This window comes from Methylobacterium tardum (assembly GCF_023546765.1).
Lineage (GTDB): Bacteria > Pseudomonadota > Alphaproteobacteria > Rhizobiales > Beijerinckiaceae > Methylobacterium > Methylobacterium tardum.
On sequence record NZ_CP097484.1, the window covers coordinates 5,159,607 to 5,174,422 of the forward strand.

The 14,816-nt window shown below is 72.8% G+C and carries 13 protein-coding genes; 5 read left to right on the forward strand and 8 right to left on the reverse strand.

What is annotated here, in order from left to right:
- Positions 1-84 precede the first annotated feature (84 nt).
- On the forward strand, positions 85-336 hold the full coding sequence (locus M6G65_RS24685; protein WP_192710665.1) for a hypothetical protein: 252 nt from the start codon (positions 85-87) through the stop codon (positions 334-336).
- A gap of 21 nt (positions 337-357) precedes the next feature.
- Here the strand turns inward: M6G65_RS24685 and M6G65_RS24690 are convergent, their stop codons facing one another.
- The 3 genes from M6G65_RS24690 to M6G65_RS24700 all read right to left on the reverse strand — a co-directional run bounded on the left by M6G65_RS24690 (position 358) and on the right by M6G65_RS24700 (position 2,550).
- Positions 358-816, reverse strand: a complete 459-nt coding sequence (locus M6G65_RS24690; protein WP_238195881.1) for an SRPBCC domain-containing protein — start codon at positions 814-816, stop codon at positions 358-360.
- A 100-nt stretch (positions 817-916) separates the two neighbouring features.
- On the reverse strand, positions 917-1,258 hold the full coding sequence (locus M6G65_RS24695; protein WP_238195882.1) for a hypothetical protein: 342 nt from the start codon (positions 1,256-1,258) through the stop codon (positions 917-919).
- 20 nt (positions 1,259-1,278) lie between these two features.
- Complete coding sequence (locus tag M6G65_RS24700) at positions 1,279-2,550, reverse strand: Zn-dependent hydrolase (protein WP_238195883.1); 1,272 nt, start codon at positions 2,548-2,550, stop codon at positions 1,279-1,281.
- Between the two features lie 447 nt (positions 2,551-2,997).
- Here M6G65_RS24700 and M6G65_RS24705 point away from each other — a divergent pair, with 447 nt between their 5' ends.
- On the forward strand, positions 2,998-3,561 hold the full coding sequence (locus M6G65_RS24705; protein WP_238195884.1) for a PAS domain-containing protein: 564 nt from the start codon (positions 2,998-3,000) through the stop codon (positions 3,559-3,561).
- Between the two features lie 12 nt (positions 3,562-3,573).
- Here the strand turns inward: M6G65_RS24705 and M6G65_RS24710 are convergent, their stop codons facing one another.
- Both M6G65_RS24710 and M6G65_RS24715 read right to left on the reverse strand, forming a co-directional pair.
- Complete coding sequence (locus M6G65_RS24710) at positions 3,574-4,008, reverse strand: GlcG/HbpS family heme-binding protein (protein WP_192710660.1); 435 nt, start codon at positions 4,006-4,008, stop codon at positions 3,574-3,576.
- A 64-nt stretch (positions 4,009-4,072) separates the two neighbouring features.
- Positions 4,073-7,366, reverse strand: coding sequence for a DEAD/DEAH box helicase (locus M6G65_RS24715; protein WP_250103014.1), 3,294 nt, complete (start codon positions 7,364-7,366; stop codon positions 4,073-4,075).
- Between the two features lie 419 nt (positions 7,367-7,785).
- Here M6G65_RS24715 and M6G65_RS24720 point away from each other — a divergent pair, with 419 nt between their 5' ends.
- On the forward strand, positions 7,786-10,620 hold the full coding sequence (locus M6G65_RS24720) for a PAS domain-containing protein (protein WP_238196014.1): 2,835 nt from the start codon (positions 7,786-7,788) through the stop codon (positions 10,618-10,620).
- Positions 10,621-10,720: 100 nt separating this feature from the next.
- Positions 10,721-10,993 (forward strand): hypothetical protein, encoded by a 273-nt coding sequence (locus M6G65_RS24725; protein WP_238195886.1) that lies wholly within the window; start codon positions 10,721-10,723, stop codon positions 10,991-10,993.
- A 233-nt stretch (positions 10,994-11,226) separates the two neighbouring features.
- Here M6G65_RS24725 and M6G65_RS24730 read toward each other — a convergent pair whose 3' ends face one another.
- On the reverse strand, positions 11,227-12,231 hold the full coding sequence (locus tag M6G65_RS24730) for a DUF2891 domain-containing protein (protein WP_238195887.1): 1,005 nt from the start codon (positions 12,229-12,231) through the stop codon (positions 11,227-11,229).
- 148 nt (positions 12,232-12,379) lie between these two features.
- Here M6G65_RS24730 and M6G65_RS24735 point away from each other — a divergent pair, with 148 nt between their 5' ends.
- Positions 12,380-13,129, forward strand: coding sequence for a CDP-diacylglycerol diphosphatase (locus M6G65_RS24735; protein WP_238195888.1), 750 nt, complete (start codon positions 12,380-12,382; stop codon positions 13,127-13,129).
- 4 nt (positions 13,130-13,133) lie between these two features.
- Here the strand turns inward: M6G65_RS24735 and M6G65_RS24740 are convergent, their stop codons facing one another.
- Complete coding sequence (locus M6G65_RS24740; protein WP_238195889.1) at positions 13,134-13,676, reverse strand: P-loop NTPase family protein; 543 nt, start codon at positions 13,674-13,676, stop codon at positions 13,134-13,136.
- A 129-nt stretch (positions 13,677-13,805) separates the two neighbouring features.
- A complete protein-coding gene (locus tag M6G65_RS24745; RefSeq protein ID WP_238195890.1) occupies positions 13,806-14,708 on the reverse strand; it encodes a LysR family transcriptional regulator in 903 nt (300 codons plus the stop codon).
- Between the last annotated feature and the right edge of the window lie 108 nt (positions 14,709-14,816).

The window sequence follows — 14,816 nt, forward strand, 5'->3', positions numbered from 1 at the left end:
TTGTGTGCGGCACGTGCGCGCCGTGCAACCCTGCGACCGTCGCCGCGCCTTGCCGCGAGCGATTCCGGCGGCGTATCAGCACCCATGGCCAAGCGCATCAAGTCGAGACCGCAGGAGCGGGGCTTCGTCCTGTTCGATATCGTCTACACGGACGGCTCCCGAGCCTCGAACCGGCGCGTCCCGGTCGAGATCCTCGGCGGCCTGGACGGCGACGAGCCCGCCCGGCAGCTCATCGCCGAGCAGGAGGAGGAGATCGCCCGCAAGTCGGGGCGGCCCGGTCGCGAGATCGAGAGCCTGTCGCGCTCCCCCATCGTCAAGCCGAAGCCGGTCGTCTGAACCGAGCATGGCCGAGACCGCCTAGGCGGTCTCGGCCATCCGGCGGGCGACCTCGTCGCGCACCGCCTCGTTCATCGCGGCGAACCGGGCCTGCGTGCGGGTCCGCAGCCAGGGGAACAGGCCGGGCGCGAGCAGGCCCGTGACGGCCACCGCCTGGACGAGGCTGACCCCCTGGCGGGTCTCGGTGATCCGGACGTCGTGCGTGCCCGTGAGCAGGTGGGGCATCGCCGGAATGCCGCCGCGCCAGGTCAGCCGCCGGCCGGGCTCCCAGCAGGTCACCTGCACGCGCAGGGTCAGGTAGGCGCGGCCGTTCAGGGTCAGCTCCAGGCGCCAGCGCGCGCCCGCGCGCCGGGGGCCCTCCGCCTTGCGGATGAACGGGTTCCACGCCGGGTAGGATTCGAGGTCCGTCAGCACGGACCAGACCATCCCGGCCCGGGCCGGGATCGGAAGCTCGGTGCTGCTGACCCTGCCGACCGTCATTCCTCCCGCCTTCCTCCCAACGAACCGCCGCCCGTTCGGGCTCGCGGCCTCCCGCGCGCGGCGCCTCCTGGAGAACACGCTCCGCGGGAGCCGGTGCGGTTCAAGGCGCGCCCTCGACCACCTCCAGCGCCCGCAGGATCGCGAAGCCGATCCGCTCCGCCTCGGCCTCCGCGTCGGCGGTCGCGGGCAGCAGCGCCACGGTCTCGACGACGGGCGCATCCTCCGGCCCCACGACGACGCGGACCACGTCGCCCTCCGCCGCCGACGGGTCGCGGATCAGGCCGACCCGGTGGCCGGCCCCCGCCCCGAGGATGCGCAGGGCATTCTGCAAGGAAGCGTCCAGGGAATCTTGGAGATGCTCCTGCGCGGGTTCGGGCCCCGAGGCCGGCGCGGCCGTGCGCGGGACCCCGAAGGCCGGACGGATCACGTTGTCGTCGGGCATGCCGGGCTCCCTCCCGCCTGTCAGCGCCGCGCGATCCCGGCCGTCGCGAGAACCGCGTCGGCCAGGACCTCCATGCCGGCCCGCGCCCATTCGGGCGTGATGCTCTCAGCCTCGTTGTGGCTGATGCCCCCGTGGCAGGGGCAGAACACCAGGGCCGCCGGCACCGCGCGGGCGCAGTAAACCGCGTCGTGGTAGATCGCGGTCGGCATCCGCGTCCAGGCATGGCCGCGCGCTTCGGCCGCGTCCTGGACCCGGTCCACCAGCACCGGGTCGAACGGGGTCGGCGGCGCGCGCCAGAACTCCGCGACGCGGATCGTGACGTCGCGCTCGGCCGCCAGCGCGTCGGCCCGGGCCAGGATCCGCGCCCGCATCGCCTCCAGCTGGGCGGTGTCGCCGTGACGGGTGTCGAGGCTGAACCAGACCCGGCCCGGCGTGATGTTGCGGCTCGACGGCTCGGCGGTCAGGACGCCGACGGTGGCGCGGCCGCGCTCGTCGCCGGCGCCGACCGCCTCGCGGGCGATGTCCTCCAGGGACGCGATCAGCGCCGCCGCGGCCATCATCGCGTCCCGGCGGCCGGCCATGGGGCTGCCGGCATGGGCCTCCTCGCCCTGCACGGTGATCTCGTACCAGATCTGGGCGAGCGCCCGGTCGACCACCCCGATGGTCAGGCCGGCATCCTCCAGGCGCTTGCCCTGCTCGATATGCAATTCGAAATAGGCGCCGATCTCCCGCAGGCCGGCTGGATCGGCCGCGCCCTGCCAGCCGATGCGCCGCAGCTCGTCGCCGAAGACGTGGCCGGCCAGGTCTCGGGTCGCCAGGATGTCGGCCTCGGGAACGATGCCCATGGCGACGCCGCTGCCGCTCATCGGCGGGGCGAAGCGTGCGCCCTCTTCGTTGCACCAGTTGATCAGCAGGAGCGGCGCCTCGGTCTCGATCCCGGCCTCGTGCAGGGCGCGCATGATCTCCAGCCCCGCGAGCACGCCGAGCGGCCCGTCGAACTTGCCCCCGGTGGGCTGGGTGTCGAGGTGGCTGCCGATCGCCACGGGCTTCAGGCTCGGATCCCGCCCGGGGCGGCGGAAGATCATGTTGCCGATCCGATCCACGGTGAGCGTCAGCCCCACCGCCTCGCCCCAGCGCTGGAACAGAGCCCGCCCCTCGGCGTCGCGATCGGTCAGGGTCTGGCGGTCGTTGCCGCCGTTGGGCAGCGCGCCGATCCGCGCGAGTTCCATCAGGCTGTCCCAGAGCCGGTCCTGCGAGAGCGGGAGGTTGGTGCGCTGCGAACCGTGATTCATGATGCCTCTGCCCGACACGTATCGGAAGTTGCAAGGTTAGGACGCCAACCGGGCCGGCACCAGGGACCGCCGGGGCGGACCTTCCGGAAGTCCGGGCGCCGTCACGATCCTGCGGCGCGGCCGATCCAGGAGATCACGGCGCGGCGCGGAGGCGTTGCGGCGCCACCCGGCCGTCCTCTCCCCCAAGCTCGACAAGTATCCGCCAACGCAAACCGCGGCATTCGCCTGCCGTCGTGCCGCCGACGACTGCTCGATATGGCTTCTTCAAGTTGCCGACGTTCTTGAAGCCTCGTATGGGACTGTCCGGACGGCCGCGACGACATGTCCGGGGCCGCGCCATGACCAACGCGCCTATGCCCGCTGGACATCCCGGCGGCTGGGTGCCTGTCTCGCCGCGGGTCCGTCTCCAACCATACGATCGCCGGTCATGCCGGTCAGGGAGGTTTGATGCTTCTGGCTTCCACGGCAGCCCCTGCCCTGCAGGCCGCAGGGTTCGTCGGCACCTGGGATACGGATGTGCCCGCCGGCCGGTCCGTGCTCGACGCCGGCGCCGCCACGATGCTGGCGGGCGACCTGAGCCTCGCCGGCCGGCCCCTGCCCCTCGACGTCGCCCTCGGGCGCGTCCATCCGGAGGATCGCGACTGGGTCTTCGGGAAGATCCGGCGCGTCCGGCAGGAAGGCGGGCCGGTCTCCCTCGAGTTCCGCATCGTGACCGGGACCGGCGAGACCCGGTGGATCCTCAACCGGGGCTGCCTGACCCCCGACGCGGCCGGCACCCTGCGCGGGCGCGGCGCCTATATCGACATCACGGACCTCCACAGCCGGTCGGCGGCGCTGCCGGATGGCAGCGGTGCGCCCGAGCCCTCGGAGGCGGAACATCTGGACGCGGCGGCCGATCACTGCCTCCGGGTTCACACCGCCCTGGAGCACCACGGCGACACCTATCTGCGGATGATCTCCGGCATGCTGCTCCTGGGGATCGGCCGCGCGATCGCGCGGCGCGCCCCCTGAGCGCCGTTCGGCTCAGGTCCGCCAGGGATGGGCCGGCAGCTCCGTGCGTCCGATCGCCTTGGCGCCGGCCTCCGCGACGGCATGGTCGTTCTCCACCGTCGAGCCGCTGACGCCGATCGCCCCCGACATGACGCCGTCGGCGTCGACGATCGGGATTCCGCCCGGGAAGGTGATCAGGCCGTCATTCGAGTGCTCGATCCCGTAGAGCGGGCCGCCGGGCTGAGACAGCTGGCCGATCTGGCCGGTCATCATGCCGAAGAACACCGACGTCTTGGCCTTCTTGTGGGCGATGTCGATCGACCCGACCCAGGCGTCGTCCATGCGGTGGAACGCCTTCAGGTTGCCGCCGGAATCGACCACCGCGATGCACATCTGGGTGCCGAGCTCGGTCGCCTTCGCCCGGGCGGCGGCGATAGCCTTCTCGGCCTGCTCAATGGTGACGTGCATGGGACACTCCCGTTCGCGTTTCTCCCGGGACAGCCTGTGACGGTTTGTCCAGCCTCGCGCAAGCTCAGCCGGCGCTGTCCCGGGCGGCGCGGATGCGGTCGAGGAGATCGGCCGCCAGCGTCGCGCAGGCGGCGGCGTCGGGACAGGGCCGCTTCCAGACCACGCGGCCCTCGCGCAGGACGATCCCGTCCTCCACCGCCAGGGCGGGGAGCGGCCGGTCGGGCCTGAGATCGGCCGCGACGCCCTGCGGACCGCCCCGGAGCCGGGCCACGCCCAGCTCGCAGCAGGCGGCGCGCAGCCGCGCGAGGTCGAACAGCGCGAGAACCGGGGCCGGGGCCGCGCCGAACCGGTCCTCGACCTCGCCGGCCAGCGCCTCGATCGCCTCGGCCTCGCGCAGGCGCAGCAGCCGCGTGTACAGGCTCAGGCGGATCTCCGGCTCGGGGACGTAATCCTCGGGGATCCGGCTCGGCAGCCCGAGCTCGATCTCCGGGCTCCAATCCTCGGCGCGCTCGCCCTTGGCGGCGGTGATCGCCAACTGCAGCAGGTGCTGGTAGAGGCCGAGACCGACGAGCTTGGCGTGCCCCGCCTGGTCCTCGCCGACGAGGTCGCCGGCGCCGCGCAGGTCGAGGTCGCGGGCGCTCACCGCGAAGCCGGCGCCGAGCCGGTCGAGGGCCTCCAGGGCGCGCAGGCGCTGCAGGGCCGCCGCCGGCGGGGGCGAGGCCGGGTCGCTCAGCAGGTGGACCGTGCCGCGGCGCTGGCCGCGGCCGACGCGGCCTCGGAGCTGGTGGAGCTGCGCCAGCCCGAACCGGGCGGCGTCCCAGACCAGCATGGTGTTGGCCCGGGGCACGTCGAGCCCGCTCTCGACGATGGCGGTGGCGAGCAGCACGTCGCCGTCGCCCTCGGCGAAGCGGACCATGACCTCGTCCATGGCCGACGGCTTCAGGTCGCCGTGCGCCACCAGGATGTCGAGGCCCGGCACGAGGGCGCGCAGGCGCTCGGCCATCGGGGCGATGTCCTCGATCCGCGGGCAGACCACGAAGCTCTGGCCGCTCCGGCGGTGCTCGCGGATCAGCGCCTCGCGGACCGCGTCCGCGTCGAAGGGCGCCACCACGGTGCGGACCGGCTGGCGCAAAGCCGGGGGCGTGGCGAGCACGCTGAGGCTCTGGAGGCCGACCAGCGCCGCCTGGAGCGTGCGCGGGATCGGGGTCGCGGTGAGCGTCAGCACGTGGCCGCCTTCGGCGAGGCGGCGCAGGTCGGCCTTCATCTTGGCGCCGAAGCGCTGCTCCTCGTCGATCACCGTCAGGCCGAGATCGGCGAAGCGCACGCCGCTGCCGGCGAGCGCGTGGGTGCCGACCACCAGCCGGATCGTGCCGTCGGCCAGCCCCGCCTTGACGCGCTTGGCCTCGGCCGGCGCCACGAGGCGCGAGAGCTGCGCGACCTCGACGCCGAACCGGCCGAAGCGGCGGCGCAGGGTCTCGGCATGCTGGCGCGCCAGCACGGTGGTCGGGGCGATCAATGCCGCCTGCTTGCCCGAGAAGACCGCGGCCGCGAGCGCCCGCAACGCCACCTCGGTCTTGCCGAAGCCGACATCGCCGCAGACCAGCCGGTCCATCGGCCTGCCGGAGGCGAGGTCGGCCATCAGCGCGTCGACCGCGGCGGCCTGGTCGGGGGTCGGGGCGAAGCCGAAACCGGCGGCGAAGCGCTCCAGGTCGCGGGCCGGCGGCGCCAGGACCGGCGCCGCGGTCTCCCGGCGGGCGCGGGCGGCCTCCAGCATCAGCCGGGCGGTCCGCGCCATGGTGGCCTCTGCCTCCAGGCGGCGGCGGGGCCAGGTGCCGCCGTCGAGCTTGTCGAGGGTGACGGCGTCGGGCTCCGGGCCGTAGCGCCAGATCCGGTCCGCCTGAGACACCGGCACCATCAGGATCGCGTCGCCGGCAAAGCGCAGGCGCAGGGCCTCGGACGGCGCCTCGCCCTGCGTCGCCACCGGCTCCAGCCCGTCGAACACGCACAGGCCGTGGTCGCGGTCGACGGCGACGTCGCCGGGGCGCAGATCGACCTCGCCCATCGGCAGCATCGCCCGCGCGCCGCCCGTGACGGCGGCATCCGGACCGAACAGGTCGGCGGCGGCGATCACGGTGGCACCCTGCTCGGGGACCCGGAAGCCCGCGCCCAGCGGCGCCTCCAGGGCGAGGACGTCGCCCGGCGCCGCCCCGGCGACATCGACCCAGCCGTCGATCAGGCGGATCGGGCGCTCGGCGATCCGGCTGACCTGGCGCACGAGGCGGCGGAGCGGGCGGACCGTGCCGGCGAGCACGACGACGTCGCCGGCCTTCAGCCGCTCGCGCAGGATCTTGGCGAAGGCCGTTCCCGGCCGACGCTCCCCGGTGAAGATCGGCATCGCGCGGGACTCGCCGGCCGCCTCGGTGGCGGCGAGCCGGGCATGCGCCGCCACGAGGTCCCGCCACGCGTCGGGCGCGAGGTAGAGGCCCGCGCCGGCCTGCCCGCGGTCGTCGCGGGCCTTCAGCCGCGCCCGGGCCTCGTCCATCTGCTCGAAGAAGGCGTCGATCCGGGCCTGCGTGCCGTCCTCGACCACGAGGCTGGCCTCGGGCACGTAATCCAGCAGGGTGACGAGGCGCGGGTAGTAGCGGTCCAGGCGATGCTCCTGGCCGGTGAAGGGCTCGAAGCTCTGGTTGGAGCCGGGCTGCAGGATGATCTCGGTGGCCGGGTCGATCACCAGCGTGTCCGCCTCCGCCACCGAGCGCTGCGAGATCGGATCGTAGGAGCGGATCGCGGTGACCCGGCCCTCCGCGTGCTCGATCCGGCAGGGGCGCGGCGCGGCCGCCGGGAAGACCTCCACGGTCCGCCCGCGCACGGCGATCTCGCCGGGCTCGCCGACCCGCTCGTCGAGGATGTAGCCGAGGCGCTTCAGGTCGGCCGTCACCGCGGCGACGTCGAGGGGATCGCCGACCCGAAGGGTCACGCGGGCCGTGGCCCAGGTCTCCGGCGGCGGCACGCGCTGGACGAGGGCCGGGGCCGTGGTCAGCACGAAGTCCGGCAGCGCGTCCCGGTCGGTCAGCCAGCGCATCACGGCCGCCCGGGCGCCCATCGTGGCCCGCGACGGCGAGGCATGGTCGAAGGGCAGGCAGTCCCATTCGGGATAGACCGCGACCTGCGCGTCGGGATCGAGTGCGCGAAGGGTCGCGGCGAGATCCTCCAGGCGCCGCGCGTCCCGGGCGACGTGCACGACCGGGCGGGCCGTCTCGGCGAATCCGAGGAGCGCCACCGCGAGCGCCCCGGTGGGCATCAGCGGTGCCTCCTCCAGCGCCTGCTGCGCGCCCGCCTTCGTCCTGCGCTTGGCCATGCCCGATCCGAACCTTCCCCTTTGAGCCGGCAACGCCGCACCCGCCGCCGGGGCTCCCGGCCGCGGCGATCCGATCCACAGACGGCACCGTCCGCCCAGCGCTGCCGAAACCGCCGGTGCGACACTGGGAACACGCAAACGTGACCGAGGCGGCGCGGGCCGCTGCCGACTGCCTCGGCCGGTTCGGCCCATGGCCCCGATATGCAATCAGGAATTGCAGATACTGGTATCCATCGCCGCCGCGCTCGACTATCGGACAATCCGAAAAGCCAGGGCCGCGACGGGATCCAGCGCGGCTCATCAGAAGCTTACCGTCGTGGAACCGGCCAGGGCGCCACGCCCCGGCGCTGCGTTGCAGGGACTCACTTGGGAGGGTCAGGGACGTGAGCTATGACGCTCCCGTGTCGCAGAACAAGCCAATGCCCCGCTCGTCGGGTTTCGAGCCCCAGCATCCCCAGCGGCTCGCCGCTCTGCGCGCCTACGCCATCCTGGACACGCCCCCCGAGCGGGCCTTCGACGAGATCGCCGAGATGGCCGCCCAGGCCTGCGGCACGCCGATGGCGCACATCAATTTCATCGACGCCGACCGGCAGTGGATCAAGGCCGCGTTCGGCCACGCGGCGCGGTCGATGCCCCTCGATTTCGGCTTCTGCACCGAGGCGATGCGCGAGGACGGCATCCTGGTGCTGCCGGATCTGACGGCGGAGCCGGAGAGCGCCGCCAATCCCCTCGTGACCGGCGAGCCGCACCTGCGCTTCTACGCCGGCGTGCCCCTCGTGACACCGGACGGGTGGGCGCTCGGGACGCTCTGCGTCCTTGACCGCGAGCCGCGCACGCTGTCCGACCAGCAGATCTTCATCCTCAAGGCGCTCGCCCGGACGGTGATGACGCAGCTGGAGACCCGCTGCGCCGAGGCCGCCCTGCGCCGGAGCGAGGAGCGTTACCGCTCGCTGTTCGAGTCCATCGATGCCGGCTTCTGCCTGATCGAGATGAAGTTCGCGGACGGCGACCGCCCGGTCGATTACCGCTTCCTGGAGGTCAACCCCGCCTTCGCGCAGCAGACCGGCCTGACGGACGTGGTCGGCCGCTGGATGCGGGATCTCGCCCCGGATCACGAGCAGCACTGGTTCGACCTCTACGGCCGGGTCGCGCGCACCGGAGAGCCGGTCCGCTTCGAGCAGGCGGCCGCGGCCCTCGGCCGCTGGTACGACGTGCATGCCTACCGGGTCGACGGGCCGGTGCGGAACCACGTCGCCGTCCTGTTCAACGACATCACGGAGCGCCGCCGGAGCGAGCTGGCGCTCCAGGCGCGGGAGGCCGAGCTCCGGCTGGTCGCGGATGCGATGCCGGTGCTGATCGCCTTCATCGACCGCAACCTCGTCTACCAGTTCGCCAACGCCGCCTACGAGACCTGGACGGGCCATGCCGCCTTGGCGGTCGTCGGGAAGACGGTGCGCGGCCTCCTCGGCGCGGAAGCCTTCGAGGCGCGGCGCCCCGCCATCGAGCAGGTGCTGGCCGGCCGCGAGATCCGGCACGAGTGGGCCTGGACCTTCCCCAACGGCGAGGCCCGGATCGCCGATACCCGCTACCTCCCGCGGCGGGGGCCGGACGGTGCGGTCGACGGCTTCTACGTCTTCGCCCACGACGTCTCCGAGCGGAAGCGGAGCGAGATCCTGCTCCAGTCCCGGGCGGAGCGCCTGGAGGCCCAGGTGGCCGCGCAGACTCGCGACCGCGACCGGGTCTGGACCCTCTCGCCGGTGCTGAAGCTCGTCTCGGACCGGGCGGGGCAGGTCCAGTCGGTGAACCCGTCCTGGAGCCGGGCGCTCGGCTGGTCCGAGGAGGAGACCCTGGGCCGCACCGCCCTGGATTTCATCGCGCCTCCGGAGCGCGAGGCCGCCCAGGCGGCCCTGCGGCCGCTCTGCGAGGATCGCCGGGTCGAGGATGTCGAACTGGCCTGCCTGACCCGCGCCGGCGAGCCGCGGCGGGTGCTCTGGACCGTGGTCCCGGAAGACGGGCTGTTCTACGGCTTCGGCCGCGACATCACCGAGCAGCGCCAGGCCGAGGAGGCGCTGCGGCAGTCGCAGAAGCTCGAGGCGATCGGCCAGCTGACCGGCGGCGTGGCGCACGACTTCAACAACCTGCTGACCATCATCCGCTCCTCCGTGGAGTTCCTGCGCCGGCCCGACCTCGCGGAGGAGCGGCGGCGCCGCTACCTCGACGCGGTCTCCGACACCGTCGATCGCGCCGCCAAGCTCACGGGACAGCTCCTCGCCTTCGCCCGGCGGCAGGCCCTCAAGCCGCAGGTCTTCGACATCTGCACGCGCCTGCGCAGCATCGCCGACATGCTCGATTCGGTGACCGGGGCGCGCATCCGCGTCGCCATCGACCTGCCGGAGGCGCCCCGCTTCGTGCGCGCGGACGAGAGCCAGTTCGAGACGGCGCTGATCAACATGGCGGTCAACGCCCGGGACGCGATGGACGGGGAAGGCATCCTGACCCTGCACCTCGATGGCGATCACCCGATGCCGCCGATCCGCGGGCATGCCGGTGCCCCGGGGCCGTTCGTGGCCGTGCGGGTCACCGATACCGGGGCGGGCATCCCCGCCCCGGATCTCGGGCGGATCTTCGAGCCGTTCTTCACCACCAAGGAGATCGGCAAGGGGACCGGGCTCGGCCTCAGCCAGGTGATCGGCTTCGCCAAGCAGTCCGGCGGCGACATCGACGTGGAGAGCGCGGTCGGCCGCGGCACCACCTTCAGCCTCTACCTGCCGCAGGTCGAGGCGCCCTCGGGGGCCGCCGAGGCCGCCGGCGACGACCGGCGGGAGGCGGAGCCGCAACGGGGCCTGTGCATCCTCGTCGTGGAGGACAATCTCGGGGTCGGGCGGTTCTGCACCCAGATCCTGGAGGATCTCGGCCACGCGCCGATCTGGGCGAAATCCGCCGAGGAGGCGCTCACCGAACTCGACCGGACACCGGACCGCTTCGACGTGGTCTTCTCGGACGTGGTCATGCCCGGCATGGGCGGCTTCGCCCTCGCCCGGCAGTTGCAGGCCAGCCGCCCCGACCTGCCGGTGGTGCTGACCTCGGGCTACAGCCACGTCCTGGCCAAGGACGACGCGCACGGCTTCGCCCTCGTGCGCAAACCCTATTCGGCCGAGCAGCTCGCCCAGGTTCTCTACGAGTCGGCGAAGCGGCGCGGGCGGCCGTCCGCCGTCGCCCGCTACGCCGAGGCGGAAGACATCACGCAAGATTAACGGTTTTGACTGATCTTGGGAGCGTCTTAACCTGGACTGTTTCCGGTCGCTCGAGACAGATGTAGTCCAGGAGCCTCGAAGATCGAGGCTCGACACAGCCATGCCCCTGACCGGACGTTTCTGGTTCCGCCGGACCTGGACCGGCAAGCTGATCCTGCTGGTCGAGGAGGAGCGCGGGCGCTGGTTTCGCCGACGCCGCGGCAGCAAGCTGCGCTGGCGCGACGCCAAGCTGCTCGATCTCGCGGAGGCGCCCTTGCGCGGCCTGATGACCCTGGAGCGGACCTACCGGCCCGCGTTCGGCCCCGGGGAGGCACGCCGTCCGCACGGTGTCCCGGCTACCCTCACGCCGCCGCGCAGCGCCGGCTCCGTGTGAGACGGCGAATCTCGGAACAAGGCCATGGGTCTCGGGTTGACGCAGTGCAGCACAGCGATGGCGTCGCTGTCCTGCAGCCCCTCGTGGGCGTTTCCTCCCTAGACTTCGGACCGCCTCTTTCGGGGACGGTCCTTTTTTTGGTCGGCGGGGGTCAACGCGGCCTGCGACAAAAAGTTCTCAGAAATGTCTCAGGTTTGATCCGGCGCCGCGGCAGCGCCCGGAGCGGGACCGCGTCAGGCCTCGAGCGCCAGCAGCGCGAAGCTCGCGAGCCAGTGCTCACCCATGTAGTCGCCGGTCACGTGCGGGAGCGCCGCCCCGAGGTGGGCCTCGGCCGCCGCGGCGAGCGGCGGACACCGGGGATCGGCGGGATCCAGCGCGGCGGCGAGCGCCCGGAAGCACCAGGCGCGGCTGAGATTCAGGCCGTCGAGATGGGCGATCTTCCCGTCGCTGCGGTCGGTCACGTCGGCCGGCTGGAACAGCGTGGCCGGCCGGCCCGCCGCCAGATCGGGGAGGAAGCGGTCGAACCAGGGCCGGAACCGCACCGGCGGCAGGAGCCGGCGCATGCACTCGGCCTCGATCAGCGCGGAGGACAGGAAATCGTCCCCGCCCGGCTCGCCCCAGGCGGGGCAGCCCGCGTCCGCGCCGTACCAGCGCTCGGCGGTCTCCAGCAGCAGGGCGCCGAGCGCCGCCTCCCCCGCCCCCTCGGCGTAATCGGCCGCGAGGCGCAGCGCGAAGGCGGTGTTGAAATGGGTCCCGACCCGGACCGGATAGGGCGCGATCGGCAGGAAGTCCCCGAACCGCCGGACGATGAGCGCGGCGAGCGGCGCGAGGGCCTCGGACCAGCGGGTTTCTGGCAGGCGGGCGAGTTCGTCGGCGAGCTTCAGGAGCCACGCCCAGCCGTAGGGCCGCTCGAAGCCGCGCGCATGCGGGGCGGCGAAGGAGGCGCATTCGCCCGCCACCCGGTCGGGGGTCAGCCGCGCGTCGAACTGCGCGCGGATCGCGCCGGCCTGCGCGCCGTCCGGGAACCGCCGCAGCACCCGCGCGAGCAGCCAGTACCCGTGGACGCAGGAATGCCAGTCGTAGCTGCCGTGGAAGATCGGGTGCAGGTCGGCGGGCGTGCGCGCATCCGCCGGACCCGCCAGGACATGGCCCGGCTTGTACGGGTATTCGCGGCTGACATGGCCGAGCGCGACCGCGGCGAAGCGGGCGCCGATCTCCGGGGTGAGCGCACGCGCCATCGGGGGCTCCGGGTTCGGGACGGGCCGGGATAGCGGGTTTCCGGCCCGGCGTCAGGGCATCCGGACGCTTTGCCGGCACGGGCCCGGATCGGCTATCGCGGAACCTGGCCGAGCGGGGCAGTCCCGACCGGCGTCTCCGGGAGCTCCCATGCGCCGCGCGCTGCTCGTCGCCCTCGTCGTCGCGGTCTCGATGCCGGCCTCGGCCGCGCCGGATCCGAGCCGCGACGTCCTGTGGGCCGCCCTGAAGACCTGCGTGCTCGCCAAGCGGATCGCCAACCGGACCTTTCCGTGCCTCTCGGTCGACCTGGGCGACACGGATCGGCCCGGCTCGGCGGTGCTGCGCGCGCCGGGCGAGCCGACCCATATCGTCGTCATGCCCACCGACACCGTCGCGGGCCTCGAGGCCCCGGTCCTGCGCGGCCCGTCCGGAATCGCCTACTGGCGGGCGGCGCTCGCCGCGCGGCCGTTCGTGTCCGACGTGCTGAAGGGGCGGCTGACGCCCGAGGCGGTGGGACTTGCGGTCAACTCGGCCCGGGGCCGCAGCCAGGACCAGCTTCACATCCATCTCGACTGCCTGAGGCCCAGCGTGCTGGCCGCCCTCAAGGCGCATGGCCGCCAGATCCGCACGACTTGGTCCCGCTTCCCGGTGCCGCTGGCCGGCGACCGCTATTTCGCGCTGCGCGTGCCGGAGGCGGAGGTGGCGCGCTTCAACCCGTTCGCGGTCCTGTACACCCTGCCGGGCGGGCGGCCGAACCTGCACCGGACGAGCTTCGCGGCCGTGGCGACCCTGCCGGGCGACCCCGAGCCGGGCCTCCTCCTGCTGGCCTACCGGGTGCCCAGCGCCAGCGCCGAGGACGTGATGGATCACAGCTGCACGGTTGCAAATCGGGGCGCCTGACCCCTCATCGGCTGCCCGGCCTCCGACTCAGACCTTCCCGCCGGTAGAACCGGGCCAGAGCCTGCGGCGTGTCGAGCTGCAGCGTCGGGAGGCCGGTCTCCTCGAACATCCGCGCGTAGCGTTTCCGGTTCGCCGGCGTGGTGACGACGATGTGGCGGATCATGGACCATTTCATGCTGTCTCGGCCGCCCTCGAGGGTGCCGTGGCGGTCGCGCTCGAACCACGTCCGGCGCAGGTAGCGGACGAGGCTGAGGGCGGTCGGGACATCGAGCACGATGACGCCCGTCGCCCGCTCCAGACGCTGCGGCAGGCAGCGGGAGTAGTTGCCGTCCATGACCCAGTGCGGGCCCAGGATGGCGGCGTCGTGCAGCGCCTGGAACTCCGCGGCCGGGCAGGGCTCCCAATCGGTGTTCGGCCGATGGTAGAGCTGATCGAGATGGATCGGCGGCAGGTCGCGCGCCCGGCCGATCGCCGTCGCCAGGGTGGATTTTCCGCTGTTCGACGGCCCGATGATGCAGATGCGCGGGCCGAGCGCGTCGAGTCTCATGTCGATGGCGCGATGTCGTAGGTCGAGGGTACGAATCCGATCGATCCGGTCAAGCACATCCGGGCCGCCGGGCCAATCTGTTCTTCGTCAGAGCTTCGCGCGGCGCCACTGCGTCTCGACAGGACTCGATCAGGACGCGACTGGCGGCGGCAGCGCATCGGTGAGCTGGCGCAGGAAGGCCCGCACCGCCTTCGGGAGCCGCCGGTCGCGCATGGCCTGGACCTGGATCCCGCGGGCGAGGCTCGCCCGGGCGTGGATCGGCAGGCTGACCAGCTCGTTCAGGCGCAGCGGCGTCGTCACCGAGAGCGCCGACATCAGCGCCAGCCCGCGGGAGCGCCGGACGAAGGGCAGCAGCGCCGAGAGCTTGTTGGCGGTCAGAACCGGCTCGACCGCGAGGCCTTCGAGGGCGCAGGCGGCATCGAAGACCTGGCGCAGGGTCGTGTCCCGGGTCGGCAGGGCCAGCGGGTAGTTCGACAGGTCGGCGAGGCGCAGGGCCGGCGCCCGCGCCAGGGGATGATCGGGTGCGGCGAGCGCCAGCATGTCCACCTGCCCGTCATAGAGCACCTCCACCTGCGGGCTGGGCGTGAGCGCGAAGGTGATGCCGAGATCGGCATCGCCCACCGCCACTGTCTGGGTCACCTGCGCGGGCGGCAGCACCGTCACCTCGAAGCGGATGCCGGGATGGGCCGTGTGGAAGGCTGCGATGGCGTTCGGCACGATGTCGAGGGCGAAGCCCTCGGAACTCGCCACCCGGATCAGGCCGCGGGCGAGCCCTTCGAGCTCACGGATCTCGGTGACCACCTGCTCGGAGCGGATCAGCACCTGATGGGCGTGCTGCGCCAGCAGCTCCCCGGCCGGGCTCGGTACCATGCCGCGCGGGCGCCGCTCGAACAGCACGCAGTCGAGCTCGGCCTCCAGGTTGGCGATCTGCCGGCTGATCGCCGAGGCCGCCACGTTGAGCTGGTCCGAGGCGGCGGCGATCGAGCCCGTCCGGGCCACGGCCAGGAAGTAGCGCAGCCCGGTCGTCTGCATTATCCTGCCCCAAAGGAGCTATTTCGTCAGGTTCGTTGCCGAAACGGCAACGCAGCACTCGCCAAATTCTACTTGTTGCGATCCCAGATGCACAACACCATGGCAGGG